This is a genomic window from Streptomyces sp. NPDC041205 (assembly GCF_055591765.1).
In genome coordinates this window covers 121,155-138,972 of sequence record NZ_JBVIZH010000002.1, presented here as the reverse complement: position 1 = coordinate 138,972, position 17,818 = coordinate 121,155, and the positions used below count along the sequence as shown (strand labels likewise).

21 protein-coding genes are annotated in these 17,818 nt (G+C 70.9%); 20 read left to right on the top strand and 1 reads right to left on the bottom strand.

Annotation, left to right across the window (positions count from 1 at the left end; genetic code table 11):
- Positions 1-227 precede the first annotated feature (227 nt).
- The 17 genes from ACZ6BG_RS07610 to ACZ6BG_RS07530 all read left to right on the top strand — a co-directional run bounded on the left by ACZ6BG_RS07610 (position 228) and on the right by ACZ6BG_RS07530 (position 13,907).
- A complete protein-coding gene (locus ACZ6BG_RS07610; RefSeq protein ID WP_030361977.1) occupies positions 228-830 on the top strand; it encodes a hypothetical protein in 603 nt (200 codons plus the stop codon).
- 209 nt (positions 831-1,039) lie between these two features.
- Complete coding sequence (rpsP, locus tag ACZ6BG_RS07605) at positions 1,040-1,474, top strand: 30S ribosomal protein S16 (protein ID WP_030361978.1); 435 nt, start codon at positions 1,040-1,042, stop codon at positions 1,472-1,474.
- A 2-nt stretch (positions 1,475-1,476) separates the two neighbouring features.
- Positions 1,477-1,716, top strand: coding sequence for an RNA-binding protein (locus ACZ6BG_RS07600; RefSeq protein ID WP_030361979.1), 240 nt, complete (start codon positions 1,477-1,479; stop codon positions 1,714-1,716).
- An 86-nt stretch (positions 1,717-1,802) separates the two neighbouring features.
- Positions 1,803-2,366, top strand: a complete 564-nt coding sequence (rimM, locus tag ACZ6BG_RS07595; RefSeq protein ID WP_468998264.1) for a ribosome maturation factor RimM — start codon at positions 1,803-1,805, stop codon at positions 2,364-2,366.
- Positions 2,366-3,187: a tRNA (guanosine(37)-N1)-methyltransferase TrmD gene (trmD, locus tag ACZ6BG_RS07590; RefSeq protein ID WP_468998262.1), complete on the top strand. Its 822-nt coding sequence runs from the start codon at positions 2,366-2,368 to the stop codon at positions 3,185-3,187. The genes rimM and trmD overlap by 1 nt, the downstream gene beginning before the upstream one ends.
- Positions 3,188-3,318: 131 nt before the next feature.
- A complete protein-coding gene (gene rplS, locus ACZ6BG_RS07585) occupies positions 3,319-3,669 on the top strand; it encodes a 50S ribosomal protein L19 (protein ID WP_016638799.1) in 351 nt (116 codons plus the stop codon).
- A gap of 69 nt (positions 3,670-3,738) precedes the next feature.
- A complete protein-coding gene (gene lepB / locus ACZ6BG_RS07580) occupies positions 3,739-4,461 on the top strand; it encodes a signal peptidase I (RefSeq protein WP_468998260.1) in 723 nt (240 codons plus the stop codon).
- A complete protein-coding gene (gene lepB / locus ACZ6BG_RS07575; protein ID WP_468998258.1) occupies positions 4,454-5,536 on the top strand; it encodes a signal peptidase I in 1,083 nt (360 codons plus the stop codon). The genes lepB (ACZ6BG_RS07580) and lepB (ACZ6BG_RS07575) overlap by 8 nt, the downstream gene beginning before the upstream one ends.
- Positions 5,520-6,428, top strand: coding sequence for a signal peptidase I (gene lepB, locus ACZ6BG_RS07570; protein ID WP_468998255.1), 909 nt, complete (start codon positions 5,520-5,522; stop codon positions 6,426-6,428). The genes lepB (ACZ6BG_RS07575) and lepB (ACZ6BG_RS07570) overlap by 17 nt, the downstream gene beginning before the upstream one ends.
- Before the next feature lie 124 nt (positions 6,429-6,552).
- Entirely contained in the window at positions 6,553-7,335 is a 783-nt protein-coding gene (gene lepB / locus ACZ6BG_RS07565; protein ID WP_468998252.1) for a signal peptidase I, read from the top strand.
- Between the two features lie 13 nt (positions 7,336-7,348).
- On the top strand, positions 7,349-7,867 hold the full coding sequence (locus ACZ6BG_RS07560) for an NUDIX hydrolase (RefSeq protein WP_469000120.1): 519 nt from the start codon (positions 7,349-7,351) through the stop codon (positions 7,865-7,867).
- Positions 7,868-7,922: 55 nt separating this feature from the next.
- On the top strand, positions 7,923-8,231 hold the full coding sequence (locus ACZ6BG_RS07555) for a DUF2469 domain-containing protein (protein ID WP_003965949.1): 309 nt from the start codon (positions 7,923-7,925) through the stop codon (positions 8,229-8,231).
- Between the two features lie 85 nt (positions 8,232-8,316).
- On the top strand, positions 8,317-8,709 hold the full coding sequence (locus ACZ6BG_RS07550; RefSeq protein ID WP_469000118.1) for a YraN family protein: 393 nt from the start codon (positions 8,317-8,319) through the stop codon (positions 8,707-8,709).
- Positions 8,709-10,334 carry a YifB family Mg chelatase-like AAA ATPase gene (locus ACZ6BG_RS07545; RefSeq protein WP_468998251.1) on the top strand — a complete coding sequence of 542 codons (1,626 nt, stop codon included), beginning with the start codon at positions 8,709-8,711 and terminating at the stop codon, positions 10,332-10,334. Before ACZ6BG_RS07550 ends, ACZ6BG_RS07545 begins: the two co-directional genes overlap by 1 nt.
- A 317-nt stretch (positions 10,335-10,651) precedes the next feature.
- Positions 10,652-12,037 (top strand): DNA-processing protein DprA, encoded by a 1,386-nt coding sequence (gene dprA / locus ACZ6BG_RS07540; protein ID WP_468998248.1) that lies wholly within the window; start codon positions 10,652-10,654, stop codon positions 12,035-12,037.
- 300 nt (positions 12,038-12,337) lie between these two features.
- Complete coding sequence (gene whiG / locus ACZ6BG_RS07535) at positions 12,338-13,177, top strand: RNA polymerase sigma factor WhiG (RefSeq protein ID WP_468451920.1); 840 nt, start codon at positions 12,338-12,340, stop codon at positions 13,175-13,177.
- A 172-nt stretch (positions 13,178-13,349) separates the two neighbouring features.
- Entirely contained in the window at positions 13,350-13,907 is a 558-nt protein-coding gene (locus ACZ6BG_RS07530; RefSeq protein WP_385710627.1) for a TetR/AcrR family transcriptional regulator, read from the top strand.
- A gap of 66 nt (positions 13,908-13,973) precedes the next feature.
- Here ACZ6BG_RS07530 and ACZ6BG_RS07525 read toward each other — a convergent pair whose 3' ends face one another.
- On the bottom strand, positions 13,974-14,324 hold the full coding sequence (locus ACZ6BG_RS07525; protein ID WP_468998244.1) for a peptidoglycan DD-metalloendopeptidase family protein: 351 nt from the start codon (positions 14,322-14,324) through the stop codon (positions 13,974-13,976).
- 550 nt (positions 14,325-14,874) lie between these two features.
- On the opposite strand from ACZ6BG_RS07525, the gene rpsB reads away from it, so the two are divergent.
- The 3 genes from rpsB to pyrH all read left to right on the top strand — a co-directional run bounded on the left by rpsB (position 14,875) and on the right by pyrH (position 17,770).
- The gene (gene rpsB, locus ACZ6BG_RS07520; RefSeq protein WP_385710511.1) at positions 14,875-15,792 is read left to right on the top strand and encodes a 30S ribosomal protein S2; all 918 of its coding nucleotides are present in this window, start codon (positions 14,875-14,877) and stop codon (positions 15,790-15,792) included.
- A 154-nt stretch (positions 15,793-15,946) separates the two neighbouring features.
- Positions 15,947-16,783 (top strand): translation elongation factor Ts, encoded by an 837-nt coding sequence (tsf, locus tag ACZ6BG_RS07515; RefSeq protein WP_468998239.1) that lies wholly within the window; start codon positions 15,947-15,949, stop codon positions 16,781-16,783.
- A 228-nt stretch (positions 16,784-17,011) separates the two neighbouring features.
- Positions 17,012-17,770 carry a UMP kinase gene (gene pyrH / locus ACZ6BG_RS07510; protein WP_468451912.1) on the top strand — a complete coding sequence of 253 codons (759 nt, stop codon included), beginning with the start codon at positions 17,012-17,014 and terminating at the stop codon, positions 17,768-17,770.
- Positions 17,771-17,818 lie beyond the last annotated feature (48 nt).

The following is a 17,818-nucleotide window of genomic DNA, read 5'->3' as shown; positions in this document are numbered from 1 at the left end:
GGCGTCGGCCGGTCCTCTTCGCAACAGGGGCCCCGGCGCACGGAGTTGACCTACGCGCCGGGGCGTACGCGCCACTACGTACCGCCTTGTTGTGAGCTGCGAGGCTTCTCCGCAGATCAGCGCACCCGCCCTCGTCCGGACGCATCAACGGCAACTGACGGGTAAGTGCAAATTATTTGAGATGCCCCGGAATGGAACCCGGAGGCACCCCGGCTCGTTGTCACGACGTGAGCACGACACCACCTGTTCTCGCCGCAGAGCTGGCACAGGCGTGGGCCGACATTCAGCGGCACCACTCCGAGCTGCCGGACCTAGCCGCGCCCGAATCCCTGATCGGAGAGTCGTCGTCCGCCTGTGGCGCCGAGCTCTCCTTCGAACGACTGCTCCACGAGGCAGTCCACGGCATCGCCGCGGCCCGCGGCGTACGCGACACCTCACGCGCGGGCCGCTACCACAACCGCAGATTCCTCTCGATCGCCGAGGAGTTGGGCCTGGACCACCCGGAGGAGCCGCATCCGAGCAGCGGCTTCTCCCTGGTCACGCTCAACCCCGAGGCCAAGAAGCGCTATCGCCCGACCATCGAGCGGCTGCAACGCGCCCTGCGCGCGCACACGGTCGCCACCACGGCCGACACCTCACGCACCTTCCGCGGCCCGGCCGCCCGGCACGGGTCCTCCGGAGGCGGCGTGCGCGTGAAGGCCGTCTGCGACTGCGGGCGCAACGTCCGCGTCGTGCCGTCCGTCCTCGCCCAGGCGCCGATCATGTGCGGCGGCTGCGGCAAGCCCTTCCGGATCCCGGAAGTGGTGGGCGTCGGCGCGGGAGCGGGGTGAGCCGGGTCCACCCGCGATGAGCTGGTGCGGGGCGGTCGGCCGGATTCGGCCGCCCCGGTGGCATGTGGCACAATGGCTAGCTGTACTCGACAGTCGCACAGGACCCCTCTCTCCTCCGGCTGACGCGTCCATCGGGCACCTCGAGTACCGCAACCCCACGCGGCATCCCGTTGTGCCCAACCACGTCAAGACCAGGAGACACCACTCCCGTGGCAGTCAAGATCAAGCTGAAGCGTCTGGGCAAGATCCGTTCGCCTCACTACCGCATCGTCGTCGCCGACTCCCGTACCCGCCGTGACGGCCGGGCCATCGAGGAGATCGGTCTGTACCACCCGGTGCAGAACCCCTCGCGCATCGAGGTCAACTCGGAGCGCGCGCAGTACTGGCTGTCCGTCGGCGCCCAGCCGACCGAGCCGGTTCTCGCGATCCTGAAGCTCACCGGTGACTGGCAGAAGCACAAGGGCCTGCCGGCCCCCGCTCCGCTGCTGCAGCCGGAGCCCAAGGCCGACCACCGCGCCCTCTTCGAGGCCGTGGCCAAGGACGCCGACGGCGAGCCCAAGGGTGACGCCATCACCCAGAAGAAGAAGGCCGAGAAGAAGGACGAGGCCCCGGCCGAGTCCGCGGCCGAGTCGACCGAGGCCTGAGCATGCTCGAGGAGGCTCTCGAGCACCTCGTGAAGGGCATCGTCGACAACCCCGACGACGTGCAGGTCGCCTCGCGCAACCTGCGCCGCGGACGCGTCCTGGAAGTCCGGGTCCACCCGGACGACCTGGGCAAGGTGATCGGCCGCAACGGCCGCACCGCACGCGCTCTGCGTACCGTCGTGGGCGCCATCGGCGGCCGCGGTGTCCGCGTCGACCTCGTCGACGTGGACCAGGTTCACTGAACCACACGTAGCACCGGCTCGGGCCGGGGAGGGCTCCAGGGCCGTCCCCGGCCCGCAGTCGTATTCAGCAAGGGAGAGACAGCACAGTGCAGCTCGTAGTCGCGCGGATCGGCCGCGCCCACGGCATCAAGGGCGAGGTCACCGTCGAGGTGCGCACCGACGAGCCGGAGCTGAGGCTCGGCCCCGGCGCCGTGCTCGCCACCGACCCCGCCGGAGTGGGGCCGCTGACCATCGAGACCGGCCGGGTGCACAGCGGCAGGCTGCTGCTCCGCTTCGCGGGCGTACGCGACCGCTCGGGCGCCGAGGCGCTGCGCAACACCCTGCTGATCGCCGAGGTCGACCCGGAGGAGCTCCCGGAGGACCCGGAGGAGTTCTACGACCACCAGCTGATGGACCTCGACGTGGTCACCAAGGACGGCGTCGAGATCGGCCGGATCACGGAGATCTCCCACCTGCCCTCGCAGGACCTGTTCATCGTGGAGCGGCCCGACGGCAGCGAGGTGATGATCCCGTTCGTCGAGCAGATCGTCACCGAGATCGACCTGGAGGAGCAGCGGGCCGTCATCGACCCGCCGCCCGGCCTGATCGACGACCGCGCGGAGGTCGCGTCCGCGCGTGACGCCGAGGCGGCCCCGGAGGACCAGGCGTAATGCGGCTCGACGTCGTCACGATCTTTCCCGAGTACCTGGAACCCCTGAACGTCTCCCTCGTCGGCAAGGCCCGCGCGCGCGGGCAGCTCGACGTCAACGTGCACGACCTCAGGGAGTGGACGTACGACCGGCACAACACGGTCGACGACACGCCCTACGGCGGCGGCCCGGGCATGGTCATGAAGACCGACCCCTGGGGTGCCGCCCTCGACGACGTGCTCGCCGAGGGGTACGAGGCGGGGGCGCACGGGCCCGTCCTCGTCGTCCCCACGCCCAGCGGGCGCCCCTTCACCCAGGAACTCGCCGTCGAGCTCTCCGGGCGGCCCTGGCTGGTCTTCACGCCCGCGCGCTACGAGGGCATCGACCGCCGCGTCATCGACGAGTACGCGACCCGGATGCCCGTCTACGAGGTCTCCATCGGCGACTACGTCCTCGCGGGCGGAGAGGCCGCCGTACTGGTCGTCACGGAGGCCGTGGCCCGGCTCCTGCCCGGTGTCCTCGGCAACGCCGAGTCCCACCGCGACGACTCCTTCGCGCCCGGAGCCATGGCCAACCTCCTCGAAGGCCCGGTCTACACCAAGCCCCCGGAGTGGCGCGGTCACGGCATCCCGGACGTCCTGCTCAGCGGCCACCACGGCAAGATCGCCCGCTGGCGGCGGGACGAGGCGCTGCGGCGCACCACCCGCAACAGGCCCGATCTCATCGAGCGTTGCGACCCCGCGGCCTTCGACAAGAAGGACCGCGAGATGCTCTCGATCCTGGGGTGGCGCCCGGGGCCCGACGGCCGATTTGGGCGAGACCCCGAGGCCGTGGAAGAATAGGCCGCTGCTGTACGTCCAGCCTGCGCCCCTGCCACAGGGGGAACGACGCCGGCCCGACGTGATCAGCTACCGAAACCTCATCACCACGTACCGCTGATGACCTGTGGCATCAGCGAAGAAAGCAGACGATCATGTCTCACCTGCTCGACTCCGTCGACTCCGCGTCGCTGCGCAGCGACATCCCGGCCTTCCGCCCGGGTGACACCGTCAACGTCCACGTCCGCGTCATCGAGGGCAACCGCTCCCGTGTGCAGCAGTTCAAGGGCGTAGTCATCCGCCGCCAGGGCGCCGGTGTCCGCGAGACCTTCACGGTCCGCAAGGTCTCGTTCTCCGTGGGCGTCGAGCGCACCTTCCCGGTGCACACCCCGATCGTCGAGAAGATCGAGCTCGTCACGAAGGGCGACGTCCGTCGCGCCAAGCTGTACTACCTGCGTGACCTGCGCGGCAAGGCCGCGAAGATCAAGGAGAAGCGCGAGAACTGATCTCGCGCCCGGCCCCCGGGCCGAGCTCCCACGCGGGTCCACAGCCGGGCCGGATAGCATCTGGCCCCGATGGACACCGAAGCACAGCACACGGAGCGCGACCGTTCCTCCCCCTCCTCCGAGTCCGACACCGCATCCGCGGACGCACCGGACTCCGAGGGCACGGAGGAGCGGTCGCGTTCCGTTTTCGCGTCCGTCATGGACTGGCTCCCGGGCGGCAGGCTCACCCTGACCGCCCTCCTCACCCTGGGCGCCCTGCTCGTCCTCAGCACCTTCGTGGTGCAGCCGTTCGCGATCCCCAGCGGCTCCATGCAGCCCGCGTTCCAGCCCGGTGACCGCGTACTCGTCAACAAGTTGGCGTACCGTTTCGGTTCCGGCCCCCAGCGCGGAGACGCCGTCGTCTTCGACGGCAGCGGCTACTTCGGAGACTCCGACTACGTCAAGCGGGTCGCGGGAGTCGGCGGGGACCGCGTGGTCTGCTGCGACAACCGGGGGAGGATCAAGGTGAACGGCGAGCCCGTCAACGAGCCCTACCTCTTCCCCGGGGACGCCCCCTCCAAGGTGCCCTTCGACGTCGTCGTGCCCGACGGCACCCTCTTCCTGCTCGGCGACCACCGCGGCGACTCCAGCGACTCCCGCGACCACCTGGGCTCTCCCGGCGGCGGCATGATCCCCGTCGACGCGGTCATCGGCAGGGCCGACTGGATCGTCTGGCCGCTCAGCCGCTGGACCTCCCTGAAGCGTCCCGACGCCTACGCGCGCGTGCCGGCACCAGGCGGCGCGCATGGGTAACCGCGGCCGCGCGAAGGCCACCCACGCGGCCGACACCCGGCTGCCCACCGGCACCCGCCCGACCAGCGGCCCCGTGCTACCCGGCCGGGCCGAGCGCCGCAAGCTCGCGAAGAAGGTCAAGCGCCGCAGGCGCCGCTCCGCGATCAAGGAGATACCGCTCCTCATAGTCGTCGCCCTGCTGATAGCCCTCGTCCTGAAGACCTTCCTGGTGCAGGCCTTCGTGATCCCCTCGGGCTCCATGGAGCAGACGATCCGCATCGGCGACCGCGTCCTGGTCGACAAGCTCACCCCGTGGTTCGGCGGCAAGCCCTCGCGCGGGGACGTCGTCGTCTTCAAGGACCCCGGCAACTGGCTGGAGGAGGAGCGCGGCAAGAAGAAGGACGACCCCGTCGTCATCAAGCAGATCAAACAGGGCCTGACCTTCATCGGACTGCTCCCGTCCGACGGCGAGCGCGACCTGATCAAGCGCGTCGTCGGCGTCGGCGGCGACACCGTGCAGTGCTGTGACAAGAACGACAAGGTCACCGTCAACGGCGTGGCGATCAACGAGCCGTACCTCTTCCCCGGGGACAAGCCCTCCCTCTTCGAGTTCAAGGTGAAGGTGCCGAAGGGGCGGCTGTTCATGATGGGCGACCACCGGTCGGACTCCGCCGACTCCCGCTTCCACCGGAACGAAAAGTTCAGCGGCACCGTCTCGGAGGATGAGGTCGTGGGCCGCGCGCTCGTCATCGCCTGGCCGTTCGGTCACTGGCGTGAGCTGGACGAACCCGATGCGTACGCGTCCGTGCCCGACGCGCCCGCCGGGTCGGCCACGGCCACAGGAGCGTCGCATAGGGTGGCTCCCGGCGATCGCAACGGAATTACCGGCCTCCCGACCCCTGCGGAACTCCCGCTCGTTATGGGAGTGGTGGGCCTGCATCGCGTACGGGGCAGGCGGCGGTACGGACTGAGGAGTGGATGTGGGGGATGTGGCGGTCGGCGCACGATCCGGACACGAGGGGCCCGAGGAGCAGCCTGGGCACTCCGCAGGGCCGGTACCCGCACCCGCGGGGGACGGGATGAGCACCGGCCCTGACACCGCGCCCCCCGGCTCCGCGGCTCCCGGCGAGACCGGCGCCCCCGGCCCTGAGGGCACGGAGCCGCCCAGGCCGGCGAAGGGCAAGAAGCCCAAGTCCTTCTGGAAGGAGCTGCCGCTCCTCATCGGCATCGCGCTGATCCTCGCCCTGGTCATCAAGACCTTCCTGGTCCAGGCGTTCTCGATCCCCTCGGACTCCATGCAGAACACGCTGCAGCAGGGCGACCGGGTGCTCGTCGACAAGCTGACGCCGTGGTTCGGCTCCGAGCCCGAGCGCGGCGAGGTCGTGGTCTTCAAGGACCCGGGCCACTGGCTGGACGGCGAGCCCACCCCCGACCCGAACGCGGTGCAGAAGGTCCTCGGCTGGATCGGCCTGATGCCGTCCGCCGACGAGAAGGACCTGATCAAGCGCGTCATCGCGGTCGGCGGCGACACCGTCGAGTGCAAGGGCACCGGACCGGTGAAGGTCAACGGCAAGGCGCTGAACGAGAAGAACTACGTCTTCGAGGGCAACACCCCCTGCACGGTCGACGACCAGGGCGGCCAGTTCAAGGTCACGGTCCCCAAGGGCAAAATCTGGGTCATGGGCGACCACCGGCAGAACTCCCTGGACTCCCGCTACCACCAGAACCAGCCCGGCGGCGGCGCCGTCCCCGTCGACAACGTCGTGGGCCGCGCCTTCGTGATCGCCTGGCCCCCCACCCGCTGGGGAACGCTGCCGGTCCCGGACACCTTCGACCAGCCCGGCATCAGCCAGGCGCTGAGCGCGGCCCCGGCCGCCCTCGGCCTCGCGGGCGCCGTGCCGCTCGTGCTCTGGCGCCGTCGGCGGGTGGCCGCGCGCCTGGATTCCGGGCGCGCCACCAGGGTTTCTGGCGGGGGTACCGCCGGGTAGTCTGCCGTCCCAGATCACCGATCTTCCACGGCCCTCGTCCACCGCAGCACGTCGTTGTCGTACGTCGCTCGCATAGGCGGTACGAAGGGCCGCGGGGTCGTCTCCGAGCCGGGGGAGCACTGGGATGAGCACGACACGTCGTACGGATGAGGGCCACGGACGGCTCGGCAGCACGCTGTCGGGAGTCGCCGTGGCCCTCGGCTGTGTCCTCTTCCTGGGCGGCTTCGTCTGGGGCGCCTTCGTCTATCAGCCCTACACGGTCCCCACCGGCTCGATGACCCCGACCATCGGCGCGGGCGACCGCGTCCTCGCGGAGCGCATCGACGGCGACGACGTCCGCCGCGGTGACGTCGTCGTCTTCCGGCAGCAGGCGTGGGGCGACCTGCCCATGGTCAAGCGGGTCGTCGGCGTCGGCGGCGACCGGATCGCCTGCTGCACGGACGGCAAGCTGACGGTCAACGGCAAGCAGATCGACGAACCGTATCTCCCCAAGGGAATGGGCGCCGCGGCGACCGGAATCCCCGCGACCACCGTGCCCAAGGGCCATCTGTTCCTGCTCGGCGACGAGCGCAGTGGCTCGATGGACTCCAGCGTGCACCTGGAGGACGCCGACAAGGGCTCCGTGCCGCGCAGCGCGGTCAAGGCCCGTGTGGACGCCGTGGCCTGGCCTCTGGACGGCATGCTCGACCGCGCCACCGGCTTCGACGGCCTGCCGGGCGGCGGCACGTCCGAGCCGGGGCCGCTGCGGCTGATCCTCGCCTCGGTGGTGGTGGGTGCGGTGCTGGTTCTCGGCGGGGCGGCGTACGGGCCGATCGCCAAGCGGGCGGGGCGGGGTGGCCGTGAGCGGGGCGGGTCCGGTGGCTCTGGTGGGTCCGGTGGGACGGCGGAGGCCGCTGGTGTCGGCTGAGGACGTGGAGGACGTGACGGGGCCGGTCGGCGCCGAGGCGGTGGCGGGGCGCCCGCTGCGCAAGGTGGCGCGGGTCGTGCTCCTGGACCCCGAGGACCGGATCCTGCTGCTGCACGGGTACGAGCCGGGCGACAGGGCCGACGACTGGTGGTTCACGCCGGGCGGCGGCCTGGAGGGCGACGAGACGCGCGCGGAGGCCGCGCTGCGCGAGCTGGCCGAGGAGACCGGAATCACAGACGTCGAACTCGGCCCCGTGCTGTGGCGGCGGGTGTGCTCCTTCCCCTTCGCGGGACGGCGCTGGGACCAGGACGAGTGGTACTACCTGGCGCGAACCGCGCAGACGGTGACGCGCGCGGAGGGCCTGACCGAGTTGGAGCGGCGCAGTGTCGCCGGAGCGCGCTGGTGGACGTGCCAGGAACTGGCCCGGGCCCATGAGACGGTGTATCCGACCAGGCTCGCCGAGTTGCTGCGCAAGCTGCTCGACGAGGGTCCTCCGAGCACGCCCGAGACCCTTGGCACGGAAATCGTGTAGGGCTTCCCGGGGCTGGCGCACAATAGGGGGACGCACGGCTGAAGGGGAACATGCCATGAGCGCCGAGGACCTCGAGAAGTACGAGACCGAGATGGAGCTGAAGCTCTACCGGGAGTACCGAGACGTCGTCGGACTGTTCAAATACGTGATCGAGACCGAGCGGCGCTTCTACCTCACGAACGACTACGAGATGCAGGTGCACTCGGTCCAGGGTGAGGTGTTCTTCGAGGTGTCGATGGCGGACGCCTGGGTGTGGGACATGTACCGGCCGGCTCGGTTCGTCAAGCAGGTCCGTGTACTCACGTTCAAGGACGTGAATATCGAGGAGCTCAACAAGAGCGACCTCGAACTGCCGGGCGGCTGAGCGCCCGCCTCCGACACGACCGGGTGACGGAGTTGTCCACAACCCGTCGGTAACGCACCAAGATCCAATAGTGCGGGCCCGCCGCGTGACCGTGGGTGTCGGAGGTGGTGCCGACATGAACGCACGAGGCGCACTCGGCAAGTACGGCGAAGAGCTGGCCGCGCGGCGGCTGGCCGAGGCCGGGATGACGGTCCTTGACCGCAATTGGCGCGGCGGCAGGACGGGCGAGATCGACATTGTCGCCCGCGACGGCGACGCCCTGGTCGTCTGCGAGGTGAAGACCCGCAGAGAGGCTTCCTTCCAGCACCCGATGGCGGCGGTGACGCCCGCCAAGGCCCGGCGATTGCGCGGCCTGGCCGAGCGCTGGCTGCAGGAACACGGCGGGGCGCCACCGGGCGGTGTCCGCATCGACCTGGTGGGCGTCGTCGTGCCGGAGCGCGGTGCCCCCGTGGTCGAGCACGCGCGGGGGGTGGCCTGATGGGATTCGCACGCACCTGCTCGGTGGCCCTCGTCGGCGTCGAGGGCGTCGTCGTCGAGGTGCAGGCCGACCTGGAGCCGGGCGTCGCGGCGTTCACGCTGGTGGGCCTTCCCGACAAGAGCCTCACGGAGAGCCGGGACCGGGTCAGGGCGGCAGTCGTCAACTCCGGGGGTGAGTGGCCGCAGAAGAAGCTCACGGTCGGCCTGAGCCCGGCGTCCGTGCCGAAGGGCGGCAGCGGCTTCGACCTGGCCGTCGCCTGCGCTGTCCTCGGCGCCTCGGAGCGTATCGACCCCCGCGTCCTCGCCGACATCGTGATGATCGGCGAGCTGGGGCTCGACGGCCGGGTGCGCCCGGTGCGCGGGGTGCTCCCTGCGGTCCTCGCGGCGGCGGAAGCGGGCTATGAGCAAGTGGTCGTGCCGGAGTGCACGGCGTCGGAGGCCGCACTGGTGCCCGGGGTGTCCGTCCTCGGAGTGCGCAGCCTGCGGCAACTGATCGCGGTCCTCACCGACGAGCCCGTCCCGGAGGAGGACCCCGCCGACTCGGGGCGCCCGGACCCGCTGATGGCCGGCCTGAGCCTGCCCGGCGAGGGTCTGGGCACCGGAGTGAGCGGCGTCGGCACCTCGGAGCACGACCGGCGGCACGACCTCGCGGACGTGGTCGGGCAGTTGTCGGCGCGGACGGCGATCGAGGTGGCCGCGGCCGGTGGCCACCACACGTTCCTGCAAGGGCCGCCGGGCGCGGGCAAGACCATGCTCGCCGAGCGGATGCCGACGATCATGCCTCGGCTGTCCAGGGCCGAGTCCCTGGAGGTGACCGCTGTCCACTCGATCGCGGGCATGCTGCCGCCCGGCAGGCCGTTGGTGGACATCCCGCCGTTCTGCGCGCCCCACCACTCCGCGACCATGCAGTCGCTCGTGGGCGGAGGCAAGGGGCTCGCCCGCCCCGGAGCGGTCTCGCTCGCCCATCGCGGAGTGCTGTTCCTGGACGAGGCCCCCGAGTTCAGCGGCCACGCCCTGGACGCGCTCCGCCAACCCCTGGAGTCCGGGTACGTCGTGATCGCACGCAGCGCCGGCGTGGTGCGGCTGCCCTCGCGGTTCCTCATGCTCCTCGCGGCCAACCCCTGCCCGTGCGGCCGCTTCAGCCTGACCGGCGACAACTGCGACTGCTCCCCGAGCAGCATCCGGCGCTACCAGGCCAGGCTCTCCGGCCCCCTCCTCGACCGGGTCGACCTACGCGTCGACGTTGAGCCCGTCACCCGCTCCGAACTGACCGCGCAGGGGGCGCGAGGCGAGTCCACCCAGGTCGTGGCCGACCGCGTGCGCGCCGCCCGGGAGCGCACGGCCGCCCGCCTCAAGGGCACACCCTGGCGCACCAACGCCGACGTCCCCGGCCACGAACTGCGCAGTCGATGGCACGCGGTCCCCGGCGCCATGGCCGACGCCGAACGCGGCCTGGAGCGCGGCTTCCTCACCGCCCGCGGCCTCGACCGCGTCCTACGGGTCGCCTGGACCGTGGCCGACCTCGCGGGCCACGACCGCCCCGACGCGGGCGATGTGGCGCTGGCGCTGCAACTGCGGACGGGGGTGCCACGGGGGGTACCGATGGTGGTTGGGGCACGGCCGTGAGGGGGCAGGTGGGGCTGGGGGCGCCGGGCGGCGCATCCCTGGAACACCCCGGGGAGAGGTCTCCGGTCGGCTCGGGCCGGGCGGGGCCGGGTTTGCCGGGCGGGAGACCGCCGGTGCCAGCGGACTCGGCACCTCCGGGTTCTGCGGGCGAGAGTCCTCCAGCCGGCTCGGGCGAGGTGCTGCCGAACGTGCCGGGCGGGAGATCCCCTGCGCTCCCGGACACGGCCCCGCTGGGTCGTCCGGGAGAGAGGCCCCCGGACGACCCGGACATGGCCCACCCGGGTTCGCCGAGGGAGGGTTTCCCGGGCCGTCCGGACATGGCCCACCCGGGTTCGCCGAGGGAGAGTTCCCCCGCCTGTCCGGACAAGGCCGACGTGTGCTCGCGGGGCGGAGGGTCCTCAGCCCGTCCGGACAAGGCTCACCCGGGTTCACCGAGCAAGTCACCCCCGGCCCTCCCCGACGACGAGCGTCTGGCCCGGGCCGCCCTGACCCGGGTGCTGGAGCCCGGGGACGCCGTGGGTGGGCGGTGGCTGCGGGAGTGGGGAGCCGTCGCGGTGCTGCGGTGCCTGGTCGAGGGGGCTGACGCCCTTGCGGGGATCGATCGCATGGATGGGGGCGACGGGAGCGGGGGCGGCGGAATCGAGGGCGGAGCCGTTCTCGAAGGCCTGGAGGATGTGGGGCGCACGGCGAGGCTGCCGGGGGTTACTGCCAAGCGGTGGGAGGGGTTGAGGGCTCGGGCCCGGCGGGTGCGGGCGGTGCGGGATCTGGAGACCGCCGCCGGGGCCGGGGCGCGGTTCGTGATGCCGGGGGACGCCGAGTGGCCCGCTCAGCTGGACGACCTGGGGGACGCGCGGCCGGTCGGGCTGTGGGTGCGGGGGCGGCCGTCCCTGCGGATCTGGGCGCTGCGGTCGGTGGCGGTCGTGGGGGCGCGCGCCTGTACGGAGTACGGGGCGCACATGGCGGCAGGTCTCGGCGCGGGGCTGGCCGAGCGCGGATGGGTGGTGGTGTCCGGTGGTGCGTACGGCGTGGACGGCGCCGCGCACCGGGGTGCTCTCGGCGCGGGCGGCGCCACCGTGGCGGTCCTCGCGTGCGGGGTCGACCGGCCCTATCCCCGGGGGCACGCGCAGTTGATCGGGCGGATCGCGGAACAGGGGCTCGTCGTGGGGGAGTTGCCGCCCGGCGACCACCCGACGCCGAGCAGATTCATCCTCAGGAACAGGGTGATCGCGGCACTCACCCGGGGCACGGTCGTCGTGGAGGCCGCCTACCGCAGCGGCGCGCTGGTCACGGCACGCTGCGCGCGGGACCTCGGGAGACACACCATGGGCGTGCCGGGGCCGGTCACCAGCGGTCTGTCGGCGGGGGTGCACGAACTCCTGCGCGGGGACGCGGTCCTTGTCGGGGATGCCGCCGAAGTCGTGGAGCTGGTCGGGGACATGGGTGACCTCGCGCCCAGGCGGCGCGGGCCGGTGGTGCCGCGCGATCTGCTCGACCCCGGGGCTGCCCGGGTCCTTGCCGCGCTGCCCGCGCGGGGGAGCGCCGGGGCCCGGGACATCGCGCGAGAAGCGGGCACCAGTGCGGATGACGCGGTCGTCCGGCTGTACGAACTTCGCTCGCTCGGGTTCGTCGAACGGCACGGGGATGGCTGGCAGTTGACACGCCAGGCGTTTCTCTCGGTCTTTCCGGAAGGGGGTGATGTGTGACGGTGCGTGTTGCGCCGGACGGATGAACCCCCGACGACCTTGGGAAATCGCGCAGTTGGCGGGTCGGTTCGGTTACGGAGTGCGACGGAGGTGATCCCTCAGGGAGTCAAGCGGAACGTATCTGCGTACGTGCGATCCCATACTCTTCGCTCACTGCGACACTTCAGTCACGCTACGCTCACGACGAATCCGGTGCAGACAGGCAATCAGACGGACAACCTCATTCACTTCACGCAAAACCACAACCTCACACAATCCGGCAACTTTTCCAGTTCACGGCAGAACGGCTCAAGGCGACGCATGCCCCAGCACACGTCAGGGTCCGACCGGGCGGCAGTTCCCCCAGCCGCCCGAAGCGGCGAGCGGGAGCGGCCACCCGCTCCCACGTCGCTGGACGAGCTGTGGCGGTCGTACAAGACGACGGGCGACGGGCGGCTGCGCGAGCAGCTGATCCTGCACTACTCACCGCTCGTGAAGTACGTCGCGGGCCGCGTGAGCGTCGGCCTGCCGCCCAACGTCGAGCAGGCGGACTTCGTGTCGTCGGGGGTCTTCGGGCTCATCGACGCGATCGAGAAGTTCGACATCGACCGGGCGATCAAGTTCGAGACGTACGCGATCACGCGGATCCGGGGCGCGATGATCGACGAGCTGCGGGCGCTCGACTGGATCCCCCGTTCCGTGCGGCAGAAGGCGCGCAACGTGGAGCGGGCCTACGCCACCCTGGAGGCACGGCTGCGGCGCACCCCGTCCGAGGGCGAGGTCGCCGCCGAGATGGGCATCCAGGTGGAGGAACTGCACGCGGTCTTCAGCCAGTTGTCCCTGGCGAACGTCGTCGCCCTGGAGGAGCTGCTGCACGTCGGCGGCGAGGGCGACCGGCTGAGCCTGATGGACACGCTGGAGGACACCGCCGCCGACAACCCCGTCGAGGTCGCCGAGGACCGCGAGCTGCGACGGCTCCTGGCGCGGGCGATCAACACGCTGCCCGAGCGGGAGAAGACCGTCGTGACGCTGTACTACTACGAAGGGCTCACGCTCGCCGAGATCGGCAATGTGCTCGGTGTGACGGAGAGCAGGGTCAGCCAGATCCACACGAAGTCGGTGCTCCAGCTGCGGGCGAAGCTGGCCAGTTTCGGTCGGTGAGGGCGGTGGTGGGCGCGCTGAATCGTCCCTGCCCGCGCCCTGCCTGGGCCTTGTCCGCGCCTTCCTCGCGCCCCCGCGCCGTCGCTGCCAGGAGGAATGGCTGCCTGGCGGGCTCCCGTGGCGGGCGTCGCGTCCGTAAAGTGGGGGCGTGCCAAGGATTCGAGCGGCCTCTGTGGCCGAGCACCGGTCGATGCAGCGAGGCGCCCTGCTGGACGCCGCGCGATCCCTGCTGTCCGAAGGCGGTACGGAGGCGCTGACGTTCCCGGCGCTCGCCGAGCGCACGGGCCTCGCGCGCTCGTCCGTCTACGAGTACTTCCGCTCGCGCGCCGCCGTCGTCGAAGAGCTCTGCGAGGTCGACTTCCCCGTGTGGGCGGCGGAGGTCTCGGCGGCCATGGAGGCGGCCGACTCGCCCGAGGCGCAGGTCGAGGCGTATGTGCGGCGGCAGCTCGCGCTGGTCGGGGACCGGCGGCACCGGGCCGTGGTGGCGATCTCGGCGAGTGAGCTGGACGCCGGGGCGCGGGAGAAGATCCGGGCCGCGCACGGTGGGCTTGTGGCGATGATCGTGGAGGCGTTGGCCGCGCTGGGGCATCAGGAGCCGAGGATGGCCGCGATGCTCCTGCAGGGGATCGTGGACGCCGCGGTGCGGCGGATCGAGCTGGGGGTGGCCGAGGAGCCCGGTGCCATTACGGAGGCTGCTGTGGCCATGGCTCTGCGGGGCGTTCGGGGCTGATTCTTCTGGCCGGGGGCCTTGGGCTGGGCGAAGGGCGACTGCCCACAGCTGCTACGCCGCCAGCCGTTACGCCGCCAGTGGGAGCAGGCGGGACGGGGCCAGGCCCAGTAGCCAGGGAGGAAGCAGGCTCAGGGGGTTCAGATAGGTGTCCGCTCTGAGCAGGCCCCAGTGGACGCAGGGTGTGGGGCAGTGGAAGCGGGACGCGGGCTCGACCGTGCCCAAGGGCTCGCCCGGGGTCACCCTGTCGCCCTTCTTCACCGTGGCCCGCACCGGTTCGTAGGTCGTGCGCAGGGGCGGGCTGCCCGTCCCCGACAGCTCCACGGAGATCACCCCGCGGCCGCCCACCCGGCCCGCGAAGGACACCCGGCCGGGGGCCACCGCGCGGACCGGTGAGCCCGGCGCCGCGGCCAGGTCCACGCCCCGGTGCCCCGCCCCGTACTCCGTCGCCGGCGGCTCCCACCCCCGTACCACCAATGGGCGAACCCCCACCGGCCAGGCGCGACCCACGGCCGGAACCCGGCCCTGAGCCGCCCCCGGCGGCGGCTCGGGCCCCGACGGAAGGGCCGCGGCCCGGCGCTCCGGCGGCGCCGGCCCCGCCCCGGCCGCCCCCACGGACGAGCAGGCCAGCACAACCAGCACCGTCGCCCACACCGCTGCACTCGTCACGCCCCGCAGTCGAGGCAGTCGTTCACACGTCATACGAGAACGGTCCCGTCCCGGACGGATTCGCAGGGATCATGGCCGGGAACTGTGGACTACCAGCCGGTTGTGGACAGCGGCGTCACCCGCGGCCTCGCGGGTCCCGTACACTTCATGTGGCGATCCGGGTCACCGGGTCGACTTCGCACGCCCCGACATCAGGCTCTCGCAGCCGACGGTGTCAGCGCCTTTCGGTCCCGTACGCGAGTACGTGGCACGGCGCGCGCCGGGCGTCAGGACATAACCGAGAACACCAAGGAGTACGGCCATGGCCGTCGTCACGATGCGGGAGCTGCTGGAAAGCGGCGTCCACTTCGGTCACCAGACCCGCCGTTGGAACCCGAAGATGAAGCGCTTCATCTTCACGGAGCGCAACGGCATCTACATCATCGACCTTCTCCAGTCGCTGTCGTACATCGACCGCGCCTACGAGTTCGTCAAGGAGACCGTCGCCCACGGCGGCACGGTCATGTTCGTCGGCACGAAGAAGCAGGCGCAGGAGGCCATCGCCGAGCAGGCCACCCGCGTCGGCATGCCCTACGTCAACCAGCGCTGGCTGGGCGGCATGCTCACCAACTTCTCGACCGTCTACAAGCGTCTGCAGCGCCTCAAGGAGCTCGAGCAGATCGACTTCGAGGATGTGGCCGCCTCCGGCCTCACCAAGAAGGAGCTGCTCGTCCTCTCCCGCGAGAAGGCCAAGCTGGAGAAGACCCTCGGCGGTATCCGCGAGATGCAGAAGGTGCCCAGCGCCGTCTGGATCGTGGACACCAAGAAGGAGCACATCGCTGTCGGCGAGGCCCGGAAGCTCAACATCCCGGTCGTCGCGATCCTCGACACGAACTGTGACCCCGACGAGGTCGACTACAAGATCCCGGGCAACGACGACGCGATCCGCTCCGTCACCCTGCTCACCCGCGTGATCGCCGACGCCGTCGCCGAGGGCCTCATCGCCCGCTCCGGCGTCGCCACCGGTGACTCCAAGCCGGGCGAGAAGGCCGCGGGCGAGCCGCTCGCCGAGTGGGAGCGCGACCTGCTCGAGGGCGAGAAGAAGGCCGACGACGCCGAGGCCCCCAAGGCCGACGAGGCGCCGAAGGCCGACGCCGCCGAGGCCGTCGAGGCCCCGAAGGCCGACGAGAAGCCGGCCGAGGCCGTCGAGGCCCCCGCCGCGGAGGCCGAGCAGGCCTGACTTCGGCGCCGGCCGCTCGACCGCGCGGCCACACCGGCCGCGAGCAGCGGCGGCTGCTGAAGCATCGGCTGCTGACGGCGGGGGTCCGTGCCACGAGCGCGGCCCCCGCCGTTCACCCGTAGATCTTCGACTTCGAGAAAGATTTCCGAGAATCATGGCGAACTACACCGCCGCTGACGTCAAGAAGCTCCGTGAGCTCACGGGCGCCGGCATGATGGACTGCAAGAAGGCGCTCGACGAGGCCGACGGCAACGTCGACAAGGCCGTCGAGGCCCTGCGCATCAAGGGCCAGAAGGGCGTCGCCAAGCGCGAGGGCCGCTCCGCCGAGAACGGCGCCGTGGTCTCCCTCATCGCCGACGACAACTCCACCGGCGTCATCGTCGAGCTCAAGTGCGAGACCGACTTCGTCGCCAAGGGTGAGAAGTTCCAGTCCGTGGCCAACGCCCTGGCCGCCCACGTCGCCAAGACCACCCCGGCCGACCTCGAGGCGCTGCTCGCGTCCGAGATCGAGCCCGGCAAGACGGTCCAGGCGTACGTCGACGAGGCCAACGCCAACCTCGGCGAGAAGATCGTCCTGGACCGCTTCGCGCAGTTCAACGACGGCTTCGTCTTCGCGTACATGCACCGCACCATGCCCGACCTGCCCCCGCAGATCGGTGTTCTGGTCGAGCTGGACAAGGCCGACGCCGAGACCGCCAAGGGCATCGCCCAGCACATCGCCGCCTTCGCGCCGAAGTACCTCACCCGTGAGGACGTTCCGGCCGAGGTCGTCGAGACCGAGCGTCGCGTCGCCGAGGAGACCACCCGCGCCGAGGGCAAGCCCGAGGCCGCGCTCCCGAAGATCGTCGAGGGTCGCGTCAACGGCTTCTTCAAGGACGCCACTCTCCTGGGTCAGCCCTACGCCCTCGACAACAAGAAGTCCGTCGAGAAGGTCCTGCAGGAGGCCGGTGTCACCCTGAAGCGCTTCTCGCGCATCAAGGTCGGCATCTGAGTCCGACCCACGATCGGCGGTGGACCCCGCTAAGGTCTACCGCGGTCGCCCGCGTGCGCGGCGGCGTACGCGACGGGAGTGACGCCGTACGCGAAGGCACCGGGAACAACCGGCCTTCGCACGCGACGGACGACCGCAAGATCTGACGAGGAGGCCATTGCCGCAGATGGGATGTACACCACCCCACCGGCAATGGCCTCTTCGTATGTGCACCACAAGGAGAACTCCATGACCAAGGCCGACACCAAGAGTGACGACGGCAAAGTAGCCGGGCGCTTCCTGCTGAAGCTGTCCGGCGAGGCGTTCGCCGGAGGCGGCGGACTCGGCGTCGACCCCGATGTGGTGCACAAGATCGCCCGTGAGATCGCGGCCGTCGTGCGGGACGGCGCGGAGATCGCCATCGTCATCGGCGGTGGCAACTTCTTCCGCGGAGCCGAACTCCAGCAGCGCGGCATGGACCGGGCCCGCTCCGACTACATGGGCATGCTCGGCACGGTCATGAACTGCCTGGCCCTCCAGGACTTCCTGGAGAAGGAAGGCATCGACTGCCGCGTGCAGACCGCCATCACCATGGGGCAGGTCGCCGAGCCGTACATCCCGCTGCGCGCCGTGCGCCACCTGGAGAAGGGCCGCGTCGTCATCTTCGGCGCGGGCATGGGCATGCCGTACTTCTCCACCGACACCACGGCCGCCCAGCGGGCCCTGGAGATCGACGCCGAGGCCCTGCTCATGGGCAAGAACGGCGTCGACGGCGTCTACGACTCCGACCCCAAGACCAACCCGGACGCGGTGAAGTTCGACGCCCTCGGGTACGGCGAGGTCATCACCCGCGACCTGAAGGTCGCCGACGCCACCGCGGTCACGCTGTGCCGGGACAACAAGCTGCCCATCCTGGTCTTCGAACTGCTCGCCGAGGGCAATATCGCGCGGGCCGTCAAGGGTGAGAAGATCGGCACTCTCGTGGGCGACCAGGACTCCCGGGCCTGAGCCACGTCCGTCCCCCGAGGGGATGGACGACCCCTTCGAGGGGATGGA

Coding starts and splice junctions, on each gene's coding strand:
- ACZ6BG_RS07600 (WP_030361979.1), top strand. CDS start 1,477: ATGCTCGAGGAGGCTCTCGAGCACCTCGTGAAGGGCATCGTCGACAAC.
- trmD (WP_468998262.1), top strand. CDS start 2,366: ATGCGGCTCGACGTCGTCACGATCTTTCCCGAGTACCTGGAACCCCTG.
- rplS (WP_016638799.1), top strand. CDS start 3,319: ATGTCTCACCTGCTCGACTCCGTCGACTCCGCGTCGCTGCGCAGCGAC.
- lepB (WP_468998260.1), top strand. CDS start 3,739: ATGGACACCGAAGCACAGCACACGGAGCGCGACCGTTCCTCCCCCTCC.
- lepB (WP_468998258.1), top strand. CDS start 4,454: ATGGGTAACCGCGGCCGCGCGAAGGCCACCCACGCGGCCGACACCCGG.
- lepB (WP_468998255.1), top strand. CDS start 5,520: ATGAGCACCGGCCCTGACACCGCGCCCCCCGGCTCCGCGGCTCCCGGC.
- lepB (WP_468998252.1), top strand. CDS start 6,553: ATGAGCACGACACGTCGTACGGATGAGGGCCACGGACGGCTCGGCAGC.
- ACZ6BG_RS07555 (WP_003965949.1), top strand. CDS start 7,923: ATGAGCGCCGAGGACCTCGAGAAGTACGAGACCGAGATGGAGCTGAAG.
- ACZ6BG_RS07545 (WP_468998251.1), top strand. CDS start 8,709: ATGGGATTCGCACGCACCTGCTCGGTGGCCCTCGTCGGCGTCGAGGGC.
- dprA (WP_468998248.1), top strand. CDS start 10,652: ATGGCCCACCCGGGTTCGCCGAGGGAGAGTTCCCCCGCCTGTCCGGAC.
- whiG (WP_468451920.1), top strand. CDS start 12,338: ATGCCCCAGCACACGTCAGGGTCCGACCGGGCGGCAGTTCCCCCAGCC.
- rpsB (WP_385710511.1), top strand. CDS start 14,875: ATGGCCGTCGTCACGATGCGGGAGCTGCTGGAAAGCGGCGTCCACTTC.
- tsf (WP_468998239.1), top strand. CDS start 15,947: ATGGCGAACTACACCGCCGCTGACGTCAAGAAGCTCCGTGAGCTCACG.
- pyrH (WP_468451912.1), top strand. CDS start 17,012: ATGACCAAGGCCGACACCAAGAGTGACGACGGCAAAGTAGCCGGGCGC.